This is a genomic window from Acidimicrobiia bacterium (genome assembly GCA_018057765.1).
GTDB lineage: Bacteria > Actinomycetota > Acidimicrobiia > IMCC26256 > JAGPDB01 > JAGPDB01.
The window spans coordinates 1-16,493 of record JAGPDB010000027.1 but is presented as its reverse complement, the minus strand read 5'-3'; the positions used below and the strand labels follow the sequence as shown (position 1 = coordinate 16,493).

Below are 16,493 nucleotides of genomic sequence, written 5' to 3'. Positions count from 1 at the left end.
AAAATTATTGTAACAACAGCAACATCAACACCGCCGACTCTAACTACTAGAGCAGAGTCAACATCTAGTGTTTGTGCCATTGGTTCTAATTGTCGAAGTGCGTCAAGTGTTGCTTGCGCAACTAGTCGGTGTCTAGATGCTGATGCTATTGATCCTTCTGAAAATCCAAGTGCTTGCTGCTCACGATGTTCTAAAGATACTTTTACAGTTGAGCGTAGACCAGTTGATTCAGAAGTAATCGTTAAAATTCTAGGACGGAATTCCTTGTCGAATATAAATTCTTGTGTATCTGCATCATCTATTTGAACAATTGAAACTCTTCGACGGTCAATGTCATACCCAAATGTTGCAATTGCTACTGATTGGATATCTCTTACCAAACTCTTTGTGGGTTTTTTTGGAGATGCAACAATATGAACTTCTGAAATTTCACCATCGTAACCTGCAACCACCCTTGCTGCTCGAATATCTGGGAGCTTTCGTAATTCTTTTTCTAAAAGAATTACTGGGTCATTACCTTCATATTCGATAATAGAAATTGTATCTTCTGAAACTTGGTCTTCCATGAATTCCTTGCTATACGCGTTAAGCTCAGTCACATTTTTTAAGATGTCTTACGCTCATATTTGCTTTATTTTAATACAATTAAATTCTTTGAGTAGTTTCCTCCACAATGAACAAAGTTGCAATTAGTACATTCTACACTAACACGCAGTGTCTGTGTCAATGAATTCAGATAATTAATAGTAGAAAATATTAATAGTAAGCTAATATGGCTATGTGACAATTATAAATTCTGACAAAAAATCATTTTATCCAAATGTAGACGCATCGCCTAAAATACCTCAAATCGAAGAAGAGATATTGGAATTCTGGGAAGCCAACAAGACTTTTGAGGCGTCAATCGAGGTAAACGCCTTAAAACGCGAAAATAGTAGTGAATATGTCTTTTATGATGGCCCTCCATTTGCCAATGGTCTGCCACATTATGGACATTTATTGACAGGATTTGTAAAGGATACCGTACCTCGCTATCAAACCATGCGTGGCAAAAAGGTTACACGTAGATTCGGGTGGGATACGCACGGTTTGCCTGCAGAGCTCGAAGCTGAAAAAGAATTAGGAATCTCTGGTCAAAAGGCTGTAACTGAATTTGGAATCGATAAATTTAACGATGCTTGTCGTTCATCTGTCATGAAATATGCAGGTGAGTGGAAAAAATATGTTACACGTCAAGCACGTTGGGTAGATTTCGAAGATGATTATAAAACTCTCGATGTTGAATATATGGAAAGCGTTATATGGGCTTTTAAAGCTTTGTTCGATAAAGGTCTCATATATGAAGGACTTCGTGTACTCCCATATTCATGGGCAGCTGAAACTGTACTTTCGAATATGGAAACAAAACTAGATGATTCTTATAGGGATCGTGATGATCCTGCACTTACTGTTGAATTTAGTATAAAAGAATTATCTCCTAACGCAATAAAAAAACTTTCTTCTATCTTTGCTGATGTTGATTTAAGAATTGTTGCATGGACAACAACTCCTTGGACGCTTCCTTCAAATTTAGCTTTAGCAGTCGGTCCTGATGTCGAATATAGTGTTGTAAAACAAAAAACTGATACCCAAGAAGGCAAAACATATATACTAGCAACTGGTGCTTTAGTGAAATATGCTAAAGAACTTGGAGAATATGAAGTAATTGGTTTGTTAAATGGAGCTGATTTAGCTGGTTCTAAATACGTTCCACTCTTTCCTTATTTTGCTGATAATCCAAATGCATTTCAAATCTTTACGACAGATTTTGTAACTACAACCGATGGTACAGGAATTGTTCATTTAGCTCCTTACGGTGAAGACGACTTTGAGACACTTCAAGCTAAAGGTGTAGAGATTCCAGTGGCAGTAGATGTCCAGGGTAAATTTGATTCACGTGTTAGCGATTATGAAGGACAAAATGTTTTTGATGCAAACCCAAAAATTGCAAAAGATCTAAAAACGGCAGGTCGAGTTCTGCGTCACGAACAATACCGGCATGCTTATCCACATTGTTGGAGAACGGACCAACCTCTAATTTATAGACCCATGAGTTCATGGTTTGTAGATGTTACGAAAATAAAAGCGAGAATGATTGAACTCAATCAAGAAATTAATTGGATTCCAAGCCATATAAAAGATGGCGCATTTGGCATGTGGTTAGAAGGTGCCCGTGACTGGTCAATATCTCGTAATCGTTTCTGGGGTTCGCCTATCCCAGTTTGGAAATCTGATGATCCGAATTTTCCTCGTGTTGATGTATATGGTTCCTTAGAAGAAATTGAACGTGATTTTGGTAAGCGACCAAGTGATTTGCATCGTCCAGAAATAGATTCATATACACGCCCAAATCCTGATGATCCAAGCGGAAAATCAATGATGGTTCGAGTTGAAGAGGTCTTGGATTGCTGGTTTGAATCAGGTTCTATGCCTTTTGCGCAAGTGCATTATCCTTTTAAAAACAAAGAATGGTTTGACGAGCATTCACCTGCAGATTTTATTGTTGAATATATAGGTCAAACACGAGGTTGGTTTTATACACTTCATGTTTTAGCAACCGCACTTTTTGACCGTCCTGCTTTTAGAACATGTATTTCCCATGGAATAGTTTTGGGACAGGACGGTCGTAAAATGTCAAAGCGACTGAAAAACTATCCTGACCCTATAGAAGTATTTAATACTTTTGGTTCGGATTCCATGAGGTGGTTTTTGCAAAGTTCTACAATTTTGCGTGGACAAAACTTAATCGTAGATAATAATGGTTTTCAAAATGCAACACGTGCAGCAATTTTGCCACTTTGGAATTCATATTATTTCTTTACTCTTTATGCGAATAGCGAATCGATGAAAGGTGAATTCATTACTAAATCTAAAAATGATTTAGATAATTATATTTTATCCAAGACAAGATTATTCGTTGAGAATGTTACTGATGCTATGGATATCAACGACTCATATGAAGCATGTTCTCAAGTTGAAGCACATCTTGATGTATTAACTAATTGGTTCATACGTAGAAGCCGTGAACGATTTTGGAGACATGAAAAAGACGAAGACAAACAACTTGCATATAACACTCTTTATACAGTTCTGGAATTACTAACACGCACAACGGCACCACTGATGCCTTTAGTTTGTGAAAAGATTTGGCAGGGTTTGCATTCCAGCGAGCTAGAAAAAGATGCTTCTTTAAGTATTCATTTAACAGCTTGGCCATTGGCCGATGCGCAAAAAATAGACCTTGAAATGAAGCTAATAGTGTCAATGGACAAAGTGCGCGATGTTTGTTCAAACGCACTTTCGATTCGTCGAGCACAATCACTTCGTACACGATTACCACTAAACGAACTTGTTATAGCAGGCCCCCAAGCTGATCTAGTCAAAGGTTTTGAAGACGTGATTAAAGATGAAGTGAATCTCAAAAATGTTCGTGTCGAACTTGATGGTTCTGGTTTTGGTTCAAAAAAATTAAATCTGATACCTGCAATATTCGCACCACGACATGGCGATAATACTAAGGCAATATTCGCTGCATATAAAAAAGGTGACTGGGAACTTAATGATGGTGTAATGAAAGTCGGTGGTCACTTATTAGCAGATGATGAATATGTGTTGGTATTAGAACCGAATGATCCCGAGACTTCACGTGCACTAGGTGACCGTTCAACGATTGTCTCATTAGATATTGCTATAACGAAAGATTTAGAACTCGAGGGTATAGCACGTGATTTTATACGTGCCATACAACAAAATCGTAAAGATTCTGGGTTTGATATTACAGATAGAATAAATATCGAATATAGAGGTGAAGAAATAGTTCAAAATGCAATTAAACAATTTAACGATATAATTTCTAAAGAGGTTCTGTCAGATGTTATATCCATTACAAAATTTGATGATGGAATAGACGCTGGACTTACCGATGATCTAGAACTCGTTTTCAAATTGTCTAAGGTTTAATGATGGCGAAAAAGAAATCTCTAACAGGTATTAAGCCTACAGGAACAATTCATCTTGGTAATATCATGGGCGCATTTCTACCAGCATTAGAATTAACTAAAACATATGAGACAAATTATTTTATAGCTGATGCTCATGCAATAACAACCGTGAATTCAGGTGACGAATTACGTGCTCAAACTTTAGGAGTAGCAAACTCTTGGTTGGCATTAGGTTTAGATCCCGAAAAGAGTACTTTCTATAAGCAGAGCGATATTATTGATGACTTTCTTTTATCTTGGATATTTAACTGTATAACGCCAAAGGGTTTAATGAACCGCGCGCATGCATACAAGGCAGTTGTTGATCAAGCAACACAGAATAACGAAAAGGATCCAGATGCGAAAGTGAATATGGGTATATTTTCATACCCGATCCTTATGGCAGCTGATATTATTCTTTACAGTGCCGACGTAGTTCCTGTTGGTCAAGATCAAAAACAACATGTTGAGATCGCGCGAGATATAGCAAATAAATTTAATAAAAATTATGGAAATATTTTGACGGTACCACAGCCTTTAATAGAGAAATCGGTTGCTACTTTACCTGGGATAGATCACCGTAAAATGAGTAAAAGCTATAACAATATAATTTCTATTTTTTGTAGTGATGATGAGATGTGGAATCAAATAAAGAAATTTAAAACAGACTCTAGTCCTGTTGGTGAACCAAAAAATGCAGACGATGTTCCACTATTTAAACTTATAGAAACTATTTCAACAAAAGATGTTTCAACAAAATTAAAGTCAGACCTTAAAAATGGTGATTATTCATGGGGCTCGATGAAAGAACTACTTTTTGAACAAATAAAACATCGTTTTGTTGATGCTCGTGCTAAATATTTTGAATTTGATAAAGATCCTAGCTATGTTGACAAGGTTCTAAAAGAAGGTGCGGAAAAAGCTCAACAACAAGCGAGCGAATTGATGCTCAAGGTACGCGCAGCTGTGGGTTTGTAAATCAGCTAGCTGACAAGACCTAGACCAGATTCGCTAAGATATCTTTTAAAAGTTAGTTGAGCAGGCATATTAAGAACTTCTGTGTCCACAGTTTTTTCTTTTTGTGTAGTATTCATCCATATTGTAAAGATATTTGCCAATGCAGATATATCAGTTTTGGCCGCATTTCTGGTAGTTAGTAGAGACTCACTTTCCATTTCAATGAGTAGTTGTTGAAAAACAGGTGTGTTTATTGTTAAATCTGCGGTGAGTTCAGAATCTTCGAAATATGCTTTTGTCATAGTGTCTATTTTCGTCTCACCCATCATTTCAATAAAAAATGTTCTTTCGTGGGGATACAAACCATTTAAATTATTTGAACCCAAGAAAAATTCTCTCACAGACATATCATTAAAATCAGGAGTTTTCTCTGAATTTATCCATGAAGTTAGTGATTCAGTAAATGCCTCGTTTAGGCCACGTAAAAAATTTTCAATGTTATAATCATCTTTCTCGTTACCTGTATTAGGTAATCTGCGTAAACCAATACTAAATTGATTCAGCTCGTTTGCATTTGAATGTCCTGAAAGTAGATGGCTCATTTCATGAATTATTACATATGCTAAAGGACCAATTTTATCTTTTTCTGGTTCTTCTAAGTCAACTAATGTTATATTTGTTGAGTTTGCTCTGTATCCACCAATTCTTCTGCCATTGTTATGCAGATCAACTTCAACATCGCATGTCATTAATATTCTTTCACACTTTTTTAGATGTTTAGGGTCGAGTTGAAAACCTACATCTATAAATTCGCGAAGTCTACTAAGGTAAAATGGGACAACTGTCTCAGACTTAAATTTAGTTGCTTGTATAGTGCTAATTCTATCTTGGGCCATCTCTGGCAGCATCTCCTTAAAAAATTGATATGGAGCAAAATAATAATTTTGATCTAGATGATCAAATATAAAAGGATTTTCGTCACTAATCTTTTTTATTACATATTCGAATGCTTTAATTTCTTCATCATCCAAGTTGTCTATTTCGTATTGGAAAATATTTGAAGCACGTTCAACTGCTTCTATATCATCTGATTTCATTTCGTGTATTAATTCCAATAACTGAAGCGGAAAATATACATAGTTTTTATATTCTCTATTTTGTTTGGCTAATTCAGTCAATGTATGATGGCGAACTCTTCTGAAATCAATAATAAATTTATTTGGTAAATGCCTATTAACAACTGTTTGTTGTCGTCTTCGCGGATCAGATGTAATGTTCATATGCTCGCTTTATACTTATTTCATACTATTTTCATACTATCTATATATTTTATTAAAACATATAGATTTTAGATAGTGTTAATTTAAATAGTATTTGTAACGTTGGAAATAAACAAAAATATCTAATTAAATAGTTTAAAAATATTAAATACTAAGAACCAGAATAATTTGGTGCCTCAGCGGTTATAATCACATCGTGTGGATGGTTTTCGCGCAATGATGCCTGTGTCACTTGTACAAAATTGGCGTGGTCGGGCATTTTTGGAATTGTTGAAGCGCCGATATATCCCATACCTGCTCGCAAGCCACCAGCCATTTGATATAAAACAGTATTTACATCACCTTTGAATGGGACCATCCCCTCTACACCTTCTGGTACTAGTTTTGCTTCAAGTTCTTCATCTACATCATGATGATCTTGAAAGTATCGGTCACGTGAGCCCCGTTTCATTGCACCTAACGAACCCATACCCCTAAAACTTTTATATAGGTGGCCATCACGTATTATTTGTTCACCTGGGGATTCTAGACATCCAGCAACCATTGTCCCTAGCATTACTGATGAAGCACCAGCTGCTAGTGCTTTTACGATATCGCCACTATTTTTAATTCCACCATCTGCAATTATTGGGATATCACTATTTTTTGCAACACTATATACGTCTTGTATTGCGCTTAACTGTGGAGCGCCAACTCCTGCAATAATACGAGTTGTGCAAATTGAACCAGGCCCTATACCAACTTTTAGCGCATCGACACCTAATTCAATTAGTTCTTTTGCTGCTTGCTGTGTTGCAATATTTCCGACAACTATTTCTAAATCGCTATATTGTGCTCTGACCATTTTGAAAGTATCTATAACTTTTTGACTATGACCATGTGCTGTATCGATGATAATAGCATCAACACCCGCTTGAACCAAAAATGCGATTCTTTTCTCTGTCGATTCATCTGTACCTACAGCAGCTGCGACCTTTAGATGGCCACTATCGTCAACATTTACTAATGGATATTTGTCAACTTGGGAAATATCTCTCAAAGTCATTAGTCCAACTAGTTTTCCTTTATCAATTAAAGGCAGTTTTTCGATTTTATTTTTTAGCATTAATTCTTTTGCAGCAGTAACGTTAACTGGCTCTTGTGCTGTTATTAATGATGTAGTCATAACTTCTTGTATTGTAGAAGTCTTTGTCGTTGCACTTTTTATATCTCTCGATGTTAATATGCCAACTAATTTATTATGTTTATCAATTACTGGCAAGCCACTAATTTTATTTTTTAGCATTAGTTCTTTTGCATTAGATAATGGAATATTGAGATCTACTGTGATTGGTTCTCTTATTATTATGCTCGACGCCCTTTTTACTTTTCTGACTTCGTCAGCTTGTGTTTCTGGTGAAAGACTTCTATGTAAAACGCCGATGCCTCCTGACTTTGCCATAGCAATTGCCATTTTACTTTCTGTAACTGTATCCATCGCAGCAGATATGAAAGGTAAATTTAATGTTAAGTTTTTTGTAAATTGTGTTTTAGTTGATACTGCACTAGGTAAAAACTCGCTGTGTTGTGGAAGCAATAATACGTCGTCGAAGGTTAAGTATAATGGTATTTTTGCGATAGGGTTTTGCATAAATCAAGTATAGACGTTTAAATCTATTCACTACAATGTGGACTTCTTTAGTTGTTTTCTTGAAAATTCTTCAGACATATACGAATATAAGCTATAACGCGAATACGTTATGAAAACTACCCTCAATAATGGTTGACTATTGTGCGTTTCTCTGGCAAAATAGACATACAAGAACCTAAGGATTATATAAATGAAGTTCGGAGAACTTATGAAACGCGTTGATAGCAATATTGATCAAGAAGGATTTGTCGATCTATCAGATAGTCCTAAAAATAAATCTAGATTTTTAGGTTTAGCAATTATGATTGTATTGATGGCAAGTGTTACTACTGGTTTTGCAAATTTCAATATATCTAATAAAGATAAAGTTGCTTCACCGGAGGTTATTAACGCAGCAGCTAATTGTTCTGCTACCCCGACCAGAATAACTTTTATAGTTGATCACTCTTCTTCTGTAGTTAATCCAGCCTTTGGTGGTAGCCAAGCGAATATTGACTCTATTCTTTTTGGTTTACAATCTACTCTCAATGGTATGTCTGGAAAAAATGTTGAAACTGATTTGATTACTTTCTCGACAGGTGTTCAACGTATTAACACTGGTGGTTGGTTCCCACTACCTGATCAAGATGCTGTAAATTGGCAGAAGCTGTTGCTTAATAATATTCCATGGTCAACTGGTGGAACCACTAACTGGGAAGCGGCCATGCAACAGGTTAAAAATGAAGGAGAAATAATCGGGTATCCTAAATATGTAATTATATTTACTGACGGCAACCCTACAACTAATGTTTCTGATCCTTATCCAATAAATAACACCTATGATGTTAAAGACTATTTGTATGGTGTAGCAGCAGCTGATTACCTACGCACTAAAGGTACGACAGTTATACCTATTGGTATTGGTGCTGTTGATAAACCGAAATTGGATGCTCTGGGTGGTGGAAGTTCATACTATGGTGCGGGCTATGGAAGCTTTCTTACACTTTTAAATTCAGCCGTAGGTTCAACAGGCATAACAAAATGTACTACTACGACTACTACGACTACAACTACTACAACTAAACCAGCTACTAAAACTGATACTTTAGGAGTCTATGCAAGGGTTGCAGCAACTAATGAAATGTTGCCTATTAAATTTAATCATAATACTCCAGCTCCTTTTGCTGCGGGGCAATTTAGCGTTGATACAGCTAGTGCCTTTAAATATAAAACAGCGACAACAGCAGCAACTGCAAAATGGGGTTTTAATATTTCTCCAGTTGCAAGTTCCGTCCCATTTGTTCCTGGTTCTACTGTTACTAGATATGTTATTGATGAGGTTATTTGTAGGCAAGGTGCATGGTCTAGTAGTTCACCACTAATAGGTAGCTTGTCTGGTACTACAACTTCTGCTTCAAATATTGCTGCTGGTGAATCAGTGCGATGTGACTATAGATATAAAGATCCAAGAACTGCGATTGATCCAAATATAGATGCAACATTGTCTAATCCGTCACCACCTTCTATATATGAGGAAGGCTCGGGTACATCACTAATCACTGTAAGTGTTAAGAATACAGGTAATGTAACGCTAACAGGTGTTGGAACTGTTAATGGTTCTTGTACTTCTGGAACTCTAGCATCTTTGGTTACTACAGCATGTAAGAATTTTGTTGTAACTTCACCTGGTATGGGTGCTTTAAGTCAAACAAATATTGGGGTAACAGTAACAGCAACAGCAACTATAAATCCTGATACTCAATATTTTAGGAATATGCCGACGTCACCAACTACATATAAATGGTTAAACTCTAATCATACTTCTATATTGTTAACAAGAACCGAAGCAGCTCCTATTACTGTATTGCGTATAAAACTCCCAGTTTAATGCTAAAAGAATAGTTCTATATTTAGATGCATATGTTTGCAATAATGCAAACCAGGTATTGGCTTTTCAACAAGTTACTGATGTAACTAAAATTTATAATGAAAAATATTTAAAATATACTATAGATGATGCCGTAAAATAGATACTGGACTTGTCATAAATTAAAAGAACAAGCAGTTTAAATGAACACTCTACCTATATGTTTCTTGGTTGATTTCTTGAGTTATATGCGAATGATAGTTATAGCGAATACATTACAAAAATTACCCATAATATTTGTTGATTATTGGACGATAATAAAGCATTGGTAATTCTGTGCTTGGAAGTAGCTTAGTGATTTGGGAGAACTCATGAAACATATTGATTGTAAAATTGATCAAGAAAAATTTGTCGATCTATCAGATAGTCCAAGAAATAAATCTAGATTTTTAGGTTTAGCAATAATGATTTTATTGATGGCAAGTGTTACTACTGGTTTTGCAAATTTCGATATATCTAAATTAGGTTCGAAAGATAAAATTGCCTCACCTCAAATTATTAAAGCTGGGGCATATTGTTCTGCTACACCAACCAAAATAACTCTTATTGCCGATCATTCTTCATCCGTGGTGGATCCTGCATTTGGTGGAAGTTGGAATTATGTTACATCTGTTGATTTTGGCTTGAAAGCTACCATTGATAATCTAGTGGGTAAAAATGCTGCTACTGATTTAATCACTTTTTCAACAAATGTTCAACGCTTAAATTCGGGCGGTTGGTTTGCACTGCCAAATCAAACTGCTGCCAATTTCCAGAAATTAGTCATTAATGATATTCCTTGGTCAGATGGTGGAACTACTAACTGGGAAGCAGCACTACAACAAGTTTATAATCAAGCAGCAATAATCGGGTATCCTGACTATGTGATCATGTTTACTGATGGTAACCCAACAATTAATAATGCTTATAACCCTTTAAATAATACCTATGATAAAGTAGACCTTGATAGGGCTGTTTTTGTGGCGTCAGCATTACGCACTAAAGGTACGACAGTTATACCTATTGGTATTGGTGCTGTTGATAAACCGAAATTGGATGCTCTGGGTGGTGGAAGTTCATATTGGGGTTCGACCTACGGAAGTTTTCTAACATTATTAAATTCGGCTGTGACAAAAACTGGAGTAAAAACTTGTACTACTCCAACGACTACTACGACTACTACGACTACAACTACTACAACTAAACCAGCTACTAAAACTGATACTTTAGGAGTCTATGCAAGGGTTGCAGCAACTAATGAAATGTTGCCTATTAAATTTAATCATAATACTCCAGCTCCTTTTGCTGCGGGGCAATTTAGCGTTGATACAGCTAGTGCCTTTAAATATAAAACAGCGACAACAGCAGCAACTGCAAAATGGGGTTTTAATATTTCTCCAGTTGCAAGTTCCGTCCCATTTGTTCCTGGTTCTACTGTTACTAGATATGTTATTGATGAGGTTATTTGTAGGCAAGGTGCATGGTCTAGTAGTTCACCACTAATAGGTAGCTTGTCTGGTACTACAACTTCTGCTTCAAATATTGCTGCTGGTGAATCAGTGCGATGTGACTATAGATATAAAGATCCAAGAACTGCGATTGATCCAAATATAGATGCAACATTGTCTAATCCGTCACCACCTTCTATATATGAGGAAGGCTCGGGTACATCACTAATCACTGTAAGTGTTAAGAATACAGGTAATGTAACGCTAACAGGTGTTGGAACTGTTAATGGTTCTTGTACTTCTGGAACTCTAGCATCTTTGGTTACTACAGCATGTAAGAATTTTGTTGTAACTTCACCTGGTATGGGTGCTTTAAGTCAAACAAATATTGGGGTAACAGTAACAGCAACAGCAACTATAAATCCTGATACTCAATATTTTAGGAATATGCCGACGTCACCAACTACATATAAATGGTTAAACTCTAATCATACTTCTATGTTATTATCAAGAACCGAAGCAGCTCCTATTACTGTATTGCGTATAAAACTCCCAGTTTAATGCTAAAAATTACTGCTAATTAATATCACAACATATCTAACTACTGTTAAGTAGTATGGTGATGTTGTTTGTTATAACATTATTTCTTTGGGAGTAGATAATGAGATATTTAGCTTTTGATTTTGATGGAACAATCGTGGATTCTAATTTTGCAATCTGTGAAGCTATGGAACGTGCATGTATACGTAACGGAGCACAATATGTTGGTGATACAGAATTCACGAAAATGATTGGTCTAGATCTAGAAGCATGTATTCGTAACGCGACAGATGAAGTTTTGACTGATGAACAAGTTGCTGGTATAACTCGGAGCTATCGTGAAACATTTAAATATGAACTAGTAAATGCATTTATAGGAATAAAAGAAGTATTGGAAGAATGCATAGCGAATGGTGATCGTATTGGTATTTCAACTTCACGGCGTGCAACGTCATTAAAATATTTACTAGAAAAAAATGATTTAGATCAATATTTCAGAAATATGGTTTCAGGTGATCAAGTTATAAATCCTAAACCGAATCCAGAAACACTATTAAAGCTTTCGGAAAAATTTGAATGCAAACCACAAGAGTTGATTTTAATAGGTGACACTATGTGGGATATGGAAATGGCAAATAGCATAGGGGCTTTTACTATTGGTGTTACCTGGGGGTCTCATGGCGAGTCACAACTACTTAATGCTGGTGCAGAAATGACTGTGGATACTCCAGAGGAATTACAGAAATATTTTGCTGGACTAATGTAAGTTTTATTGGGCGGCTTTTACTATTTCCATCGATTCGTCACTATAGCCAAGCTCTTCTTTGGTTGGCAAAGCCATAATACCAGTCTTTTTCCTCGAAGATCTTCTATGAGATGAACCACGATATTTTCTTTTATTTTGAACATCTACCAATTCTTTGTCGATATTTAAATCAATAATCTCATCGGCTTGTTCCAAATTGGGAATACTAATATTAACTTCTGGAGGACTAACAATAATATAATCGGGATCGTTTGCTTCTTTTGCATTTCCAACTTTAGATAACTGGCTTTGCAAAACCTGAACTTGTTCAATAAATTCTATGTCGTTATCCATATTGGTAGCAGGCATTAACTCAGATTCAATTCTGAACAAAACAGGTTGATGTGATTCTATTTGTGGAATTAATTCTTCCCGCTCTGCGAAATTATCATCAACTATTTCCTCGATTTCGAAATCTTGCGCATAAACAATAACAGGTTTTTTATCTTTTCTTGAAAGTGCAATAGCAATTAGAATTAATCCAAAACCAAAAATGATATCGCCAACAGAAATAGCGATTTTAAATCGTTCTAAAATAAAGATATCACTCAATGGCTTAAGCAAATCTTTCGAAGTTGAAGCTTGGTGTTTTATAGATTCAATAATCATAAATTTAGCTGTAGATTTTACAGGCATACCAACATTTAAGGCAATAACAATTGCATTCGAACATATACCAACCAGACTAAGCCACATACTCTTTTTAGAAATATTTGCTAATATAAATCCTATAAGCAATATATAACTTGCCAACAATATTGCAATGCCTACATCGTCAAATCGAGACTTTGCAAGAGGAACAAATTCAACAAAAGCAAAACCAAGTAAAACAAATATTAAAGTCCATTTACTTTTAAATTTTGTTGTAAATAATTTTTTATAACTACCACCAGTTAGAGGTACCACTACTAGGGCAACTGCTATAAAAAGAAGCTCAATACTCATAAGAAAGGATATACCTATTTACTATAATTTCGGTGGATATTCGAAGATTAATAAAATATTTAGCACCATATGAGCATTTTACGATAATTGTGAATCTGAAAAACCTAAATGTTGCTTGGCAGAGCTCTTTCTAGATAAACGAAATACATTAATAAAGTAGGGATGAAAACAATAAAACCTGTTAGCCACATCTTCCAATTGTGGAATTTAACAAAGCCCGCCCACCATAACATTCCAACTGCAAACATGAGCCCAAACCACCAAAACAGTGGTAGTGATGATAGAGATGCAAGCAACATAAATACTAGAATATTTTCATGCGAAGAAGATATAGCAGAATCTTCATCAGTATTAACCTGAATATTTGTAGGGAGTTTTCCTGTTTTCTTATCAATCAATTGTGTTGGTTCAGAAACTTTACTTAAGTCATTTTCAACTAAGTCAGCTTTAACAATCAAACGTTGTGCAGCAGAAAATTTAGGGTGACATGTAGTCAGAGTTAGCGTTGCTAAATTATTTCCTTGTGAATCTTTAGTAGGTTCAATAACACTTACATCGCTTGGTTTTACTGTAAATGGTTTTCTAGATACTGAATATGTAAAAGTATCAGTAAGCGTTTTTATAACAATCTTGTCACCCACATCTAGTTCATCGAGCCTATTAAATGGAGCTCCATATGTGGTTCTATGTCCAGCGATTGCTGCATTCCCAAATTGCCCAGGGAGTGGGGTATTTGAGTAATGTCCAGGGCCTTTTTGTAAATCATTTTTATTTGTACCAGCAACAATAATATTGCTAACGCCAATTTTATCAATGCGAATAGATGCAATAGCTGAGCCTGCAATAGGAATGTCTATAACAGGAGGTACGGTAGTTGCACCAGGAACGGTTGTGGCTCCAGGAATAGTAGTAGTTATATTGGCCTTATCTTTTGCTTTTAGTGCAAGCTGAAATTCATTTTCTAACCTATTTTGGCTTCTAGCCTCAAAGAAATTTGTACCCCAAAGTTGATATGCAACAAAAAGAAGAAGAATTAAGCCAAGGGCTATCATCGCGCGACCTATTAATGAAATAACTTCTCTTAATCTATCTGCCAACATATAGTTCCTTATATAAATACTGGTACATACTAGCCCTAATATTGATAAAAAATAGACATCTTATTCTATAACTTGTATTGCATTGCTAGGAAAGATCCTAATTCGCATAGAATAATTATGTGAGTCAAATAATTTGTGAAAGTATTGTAGTTACAAAAGGGGAATTCCCAGCAATATGTGATGCAACTTTCCATATTGAAGGACCGGGCGCTTGTTTTATTGTCGTAACAGGAGAAAATGGGTCAGGAAAAACAACATTGCTAAAATCAATAGCAGGCATTAACCCTATTACTCGAGGGAAAATGACTGTTAATGATACTGATGTTAAGAAAAATGTTATTGACCTAAAGAGGACCGCTACTTACATAGGTCATGAATTTAATTATCTTAACCAGTTCAAAGTACTAGAACATTTAGAGCTCAACCAAAAACTTGATTTGCATTCTAGAACTAATGTGAAAGAAATAGAAGGCTTTAAAATATTATCCATATCGGAAGCATTAGATTTTTGTCGACTATCAAAAAGAAAAAACCTGTTCATTGAAGATTTGAGTGTAGGGCAACAAAGACGTTTACAGCTTGCATGTGCCTTTATGCGTTCTACAGATCTGGTCTTAATAGATGAGCCACATGCTGGTTTAGATGCGAATTCAAAGGATGTATTCGATGAATTATTTGGACAACAATTCATATCAGGTCGCTCATTGATCATTGCTACACATGATGCTAAAAGGATCTTGCATTTAGCAACAGATTTTTTAGAGATAAAAAATGGTGTTGTAAATCACGTTAAGAATGTGCAGGACATATGATAACGATTGTACTTTCTGTATTAAAATCTCAAATACGTAATAAATCATTAGCATTTAGGACATTCCCATTTGTCGTACTTATTTTATTCATTTTTGCATTCGCTTTTGATCCTGATTCGGGTTTGATTGAAAAAGTTTCACCAGGATTATTTTGGTTGAGCATACTTTTCGGTTCGACCTTTGTATTCACTTCTCAAATGGAAAATAAAAGTGAATCAAAATTTTTCTCATCTTACGGGATTGATCCTGTGACAATATTTTTTGCCAGAATAATGATAAATATTGTCGTAATATTTGTTTTAGCGATATTTAGCGGGATTATCACTATCATTTTATATTCTCCGCCAATTGCGAATATAGGATTATTATTGCTGGTGATAACATCAACAACTATTGCACTAAGTTCAGTTGGTGCTATTTATACACCTTTAGTGGCACGAGCAAAAGATTCAGGACAGCTCCTATCCCTACTAGTTATACCAGTATTAATACCAGTATTTATAAGTGCAATTAAAGCAACAGAAATAATATTTAGCATAAGTTTAGGCAATGTGTGGCCGTGGATTGGCCTAACTACCATCTTCTCAGCTTTATATTTATCGGCTGGCGCATTGGCTGCTTCCTCGATATATGATTAAGGTACAGCTTATGGATTTATGTCTACACTATGAGATACAAGAAAATGTGGATAAACCGATTGTGGATAACTTGTTTTAAAAGGCTAATCCCCAGCATCATTTAATGGGGTTGAATTCTTAAAAAATTGACCTATTGCAATAGCATTGAATATAGAAATGAAAAGCTTACTCCCAAATAAAATTCGTCCAGTTCTAACAGCCCTAGTCGTTATAAGTCTCGGTGCTCACGCATACTTATCTTTAATATATTCTCCAAAAGATGAGATTCAAGGTGATGCCGTACGACTCTTATACCTACATGTACCTGCTGCTTGGCTAGCTTATGTATCTTTTGCTGTTACCACCCTTTGTTCAGTGCTTTACTTGATACCTAAAACACGTTCTAACGTGTACGATATTCTAGCTGGGGCAAGTGCAAAAGCGGGTATAATTTT

13 protein-coding genes are annotated in these 16,493 nt (G+C 35.6%); 8 read left to right on the top strand and 5 right to left on the bottom strand.

The window, feature by feature from the left end:
* Window positions 1-566, bottom strand: a 566-nt coding sequence (locus KBF89_07905) for a hypothetical protein (protein ID MBP9116249.1), incomplete at its 3' end; no start/stop codon positions are given.
* 214 nt (window positions 567-780) lie between these two features.
* Between KBF89_07905 and KBF89_07900 the strand changes: the two genes are divergently transcribed.
* Both KBF89_07900 and trpS read left to right on the top strand, forming a co-directional pair.
* Window positions 781-3,999, top strand: coding sequence for an isoleucine--tRNA ligase (locus KBF89_07900; GenBank protein MBP9116248.1), 3,219 nt, complete (start codon window positions 781-783; stop codon window positions 3,997-3,999).
* Between the two features lie 2 nt (window positions 4,000-4,001).
* A complete protein-coding gene (gene trpS / locus KBF89_07895; protein MBP9116247.1) occupies window positions 4,002-4,997 on the top strand; it encodes a tryptophan--tRNA ligase in 996 nt (331 codons plus the stop codon).
* Between the two features lie 5 nt (window positions 4,998-5,002).
* Here trpS and KBF89_07890 read toward each other — a convergent pair whose 3' ends face one another.
* Complete coding sequence (locus KBF89_07890; GenBank protein ID MBP9116246.1) at window positions 5,003-6,256, bottom strand: hypothetical protein; 1,254 nt, start codon at window positions 6,254-6,256, stop codon at window positions 5,003-5,005.
* A gap of 151 nt (window positions 6,257-6,407) precedes the next feature.
* Window positions 6,408-7,886 carry an IMP dehydrogenase gene (gene guaB, locus KBF89_07885; protein MBP9116245.1) on the bottom strand — a complete coding sequence of 493 codons (1,479 nt, stop codon included), beginning with the start codon at window positions 7,884-7,886 and terminating at the stop codon, window positions 6,408-6,410.
* Between the two features lie 190 nt (window positions 7,887-8,076).
* Here guaB and KBF89_07880 point away from each other — a divergent pair, with 190 nt between their 5' ends.
* The 3 genes from KBF89_07880 to KBF89_07870 all read left to right on the top strand — a co-directional run bounded on the left by KBF89_07880 (window position 8,077) and on the right by KBF89_07870 (window position 12,525).
* Window positions 8,077-9,753 (top strand): VWA domain-containing protein, encoded by a 1,677-nt coding sequence (locus KBF89_07880; protein ID MBP9116244.1) that lies wholly within the window; start codon window positions 8,077-8,079, stop codon window positions 9,751-9,753.
* Between the two features lie 350 nt (window positions 9,754-10,103).
* Window positions 10,104-11,780 carry a VWA domain-containing protein gene (locus tag KBF89_07875; GenBank protein ID MBP9116243.1) on the top strand — a complete coding sequence of 559 codons (1,677 nt, stop codon included), beginning with the start codon at window positions 10,104-10,106 and terminating at the stop codon, window positions 11,778-11,780.
* 100 nt (window positions 11,781-11,880) lie between these two features.
* Window positions 11,881-12,525, top strand: coding sequence for an HAD family hydrolase (locus tag KBF89_07870; GenBank protein ID MBP9116242.1), 645 nt, complete (start codon window positions 11,881-11,883; stop codon window positions 12,523-12,525).
* Between the two features lie 3 nt (window positions 12,526-12,528).
* Here the strand turns inward: KBF89_07870 and KBF89_07865 are convergent, their stop codons facing one another.
* Both KBF89_07865 and KBF89_07860 read right to left on the bottom strand, forming a co-directional pair.
* Entirely contained in the window at window positions 12,529-13,509 is a 981-nt protein-coding gene (locus tag KBF89_07865; GenBank protein ID MBP9116241.1) for a DUF5317 domain-containing protein, read from the bottom strand.
* Between the two features lie 104 nt (window positions 13,510-13,613).
* Window positions 13,614-14,609: a class E sortase gene (locus tag KBF89_07860; GenBank protein ID MBP9116240.1), complete on the bottom strand. Its 996-nt coding sequence runs from the start codon at window positions 14,607-14,609 to the stop codon at window positions 13,614-13,616.
* Between the two features lie 119 nt (window positions 14,610-14,728).
* Here KBF89_07860 and KBF89_07855 point away from each other — a divergent pair, with 119 nt between their 5' ends.
* The 3 genes from KBF89_07855 to KBF89_07845 all read left to right on the top strand — a co-directional run.
* A complete protein-coding gene (locus KBF89_07855; protein ID MBP9116239.1) occupies window positions 14,729-15,421 on the top strand; it encodes an ATP-binding cassette domain-containing protein in 693 nt (230 codons plus the stop codon).
* Window positions 15,418-16,059 (top strand): heme exporter protein CcmB, encoded by a 642-nt coding sequence (locus KBF89_07850; GenBank protein MBP9116238.1) that lies wholly within the window; start codon window positions 15,418-15,420, stop codon window positions 16,057-16,059. Before KBF89_07855 ends, KBF89_07850 begins: the two co-directional genes overlap by 4 nt.
* A gap of 156 nt (window positions 16,060-16,215) precedes the next feature.
* The coding region (locus KBF89_07845; protein ID MBP9116237.1) for a cytochrome C assembly protein at window positions 16,216-16,493 on the top strand (278 nt) is incomplete at its 3' end.

Coding starts and splice junctions, on each gene's coding strand:
- KBF89_07860 (MBP9116240.1), bottom strand. CDS start 14,609: ATGTTGGCAGATAGATTAAGAGAAGTTATTTCATTAATAGGTCGCGCG.
- KBF89_07865 (MBP9116241.1), bottom strand. CDS start 13,509: ATGAGTATTGAGCTTCTTTTTATAGCAGTTGCCCTAGTAGTGGTACCT.
- KBF89_07880 (MBP9116244.1), top strand. CDS start 8,077: ATGAAGTTCGGAGAACTTATGAAACGCGTTGATAGCAATATTGATCAA.
- guaB (MBP9116245.1), bottom strand. CDS start 7,886: ATGCAAAACCCTATCGCAAAAATACCATTATACTTAACCTTCGACGAC.
- KBF89_07870 (MBP9116242.1), top strand. CDS start 11,881: ATGAGATATTTAGCTTTTGATTTTGATGGAACAATCGTGGATTCTAAT.
- KBF89_07850 (MBP9116238.1), top strand. CDS start 15,418: ATGATAACGATTGTACTTTCTGTATTAAAATCTCAAATACGTAATAAA.
- KBF89_07890 (MBP9116246.1), bottom strand. CDS start 6,256: ATGAACATTACATCTGATCCGCGAAGACGACAACAAACAGTTGTTAAT.
- KBF89_07875 (MBP9116243.1), top strand. CDS start 10,104: ATGAAACATATTGATTGTAAAATTGATCAAGAAAAATTTGTCGATCTA.
- trpS (MBP9116247.1), top strand. CDS start 4,002: ATGGCGAAAAAGAAATCTCTAACAGGTATTAAGCCTACAGGAACAATT.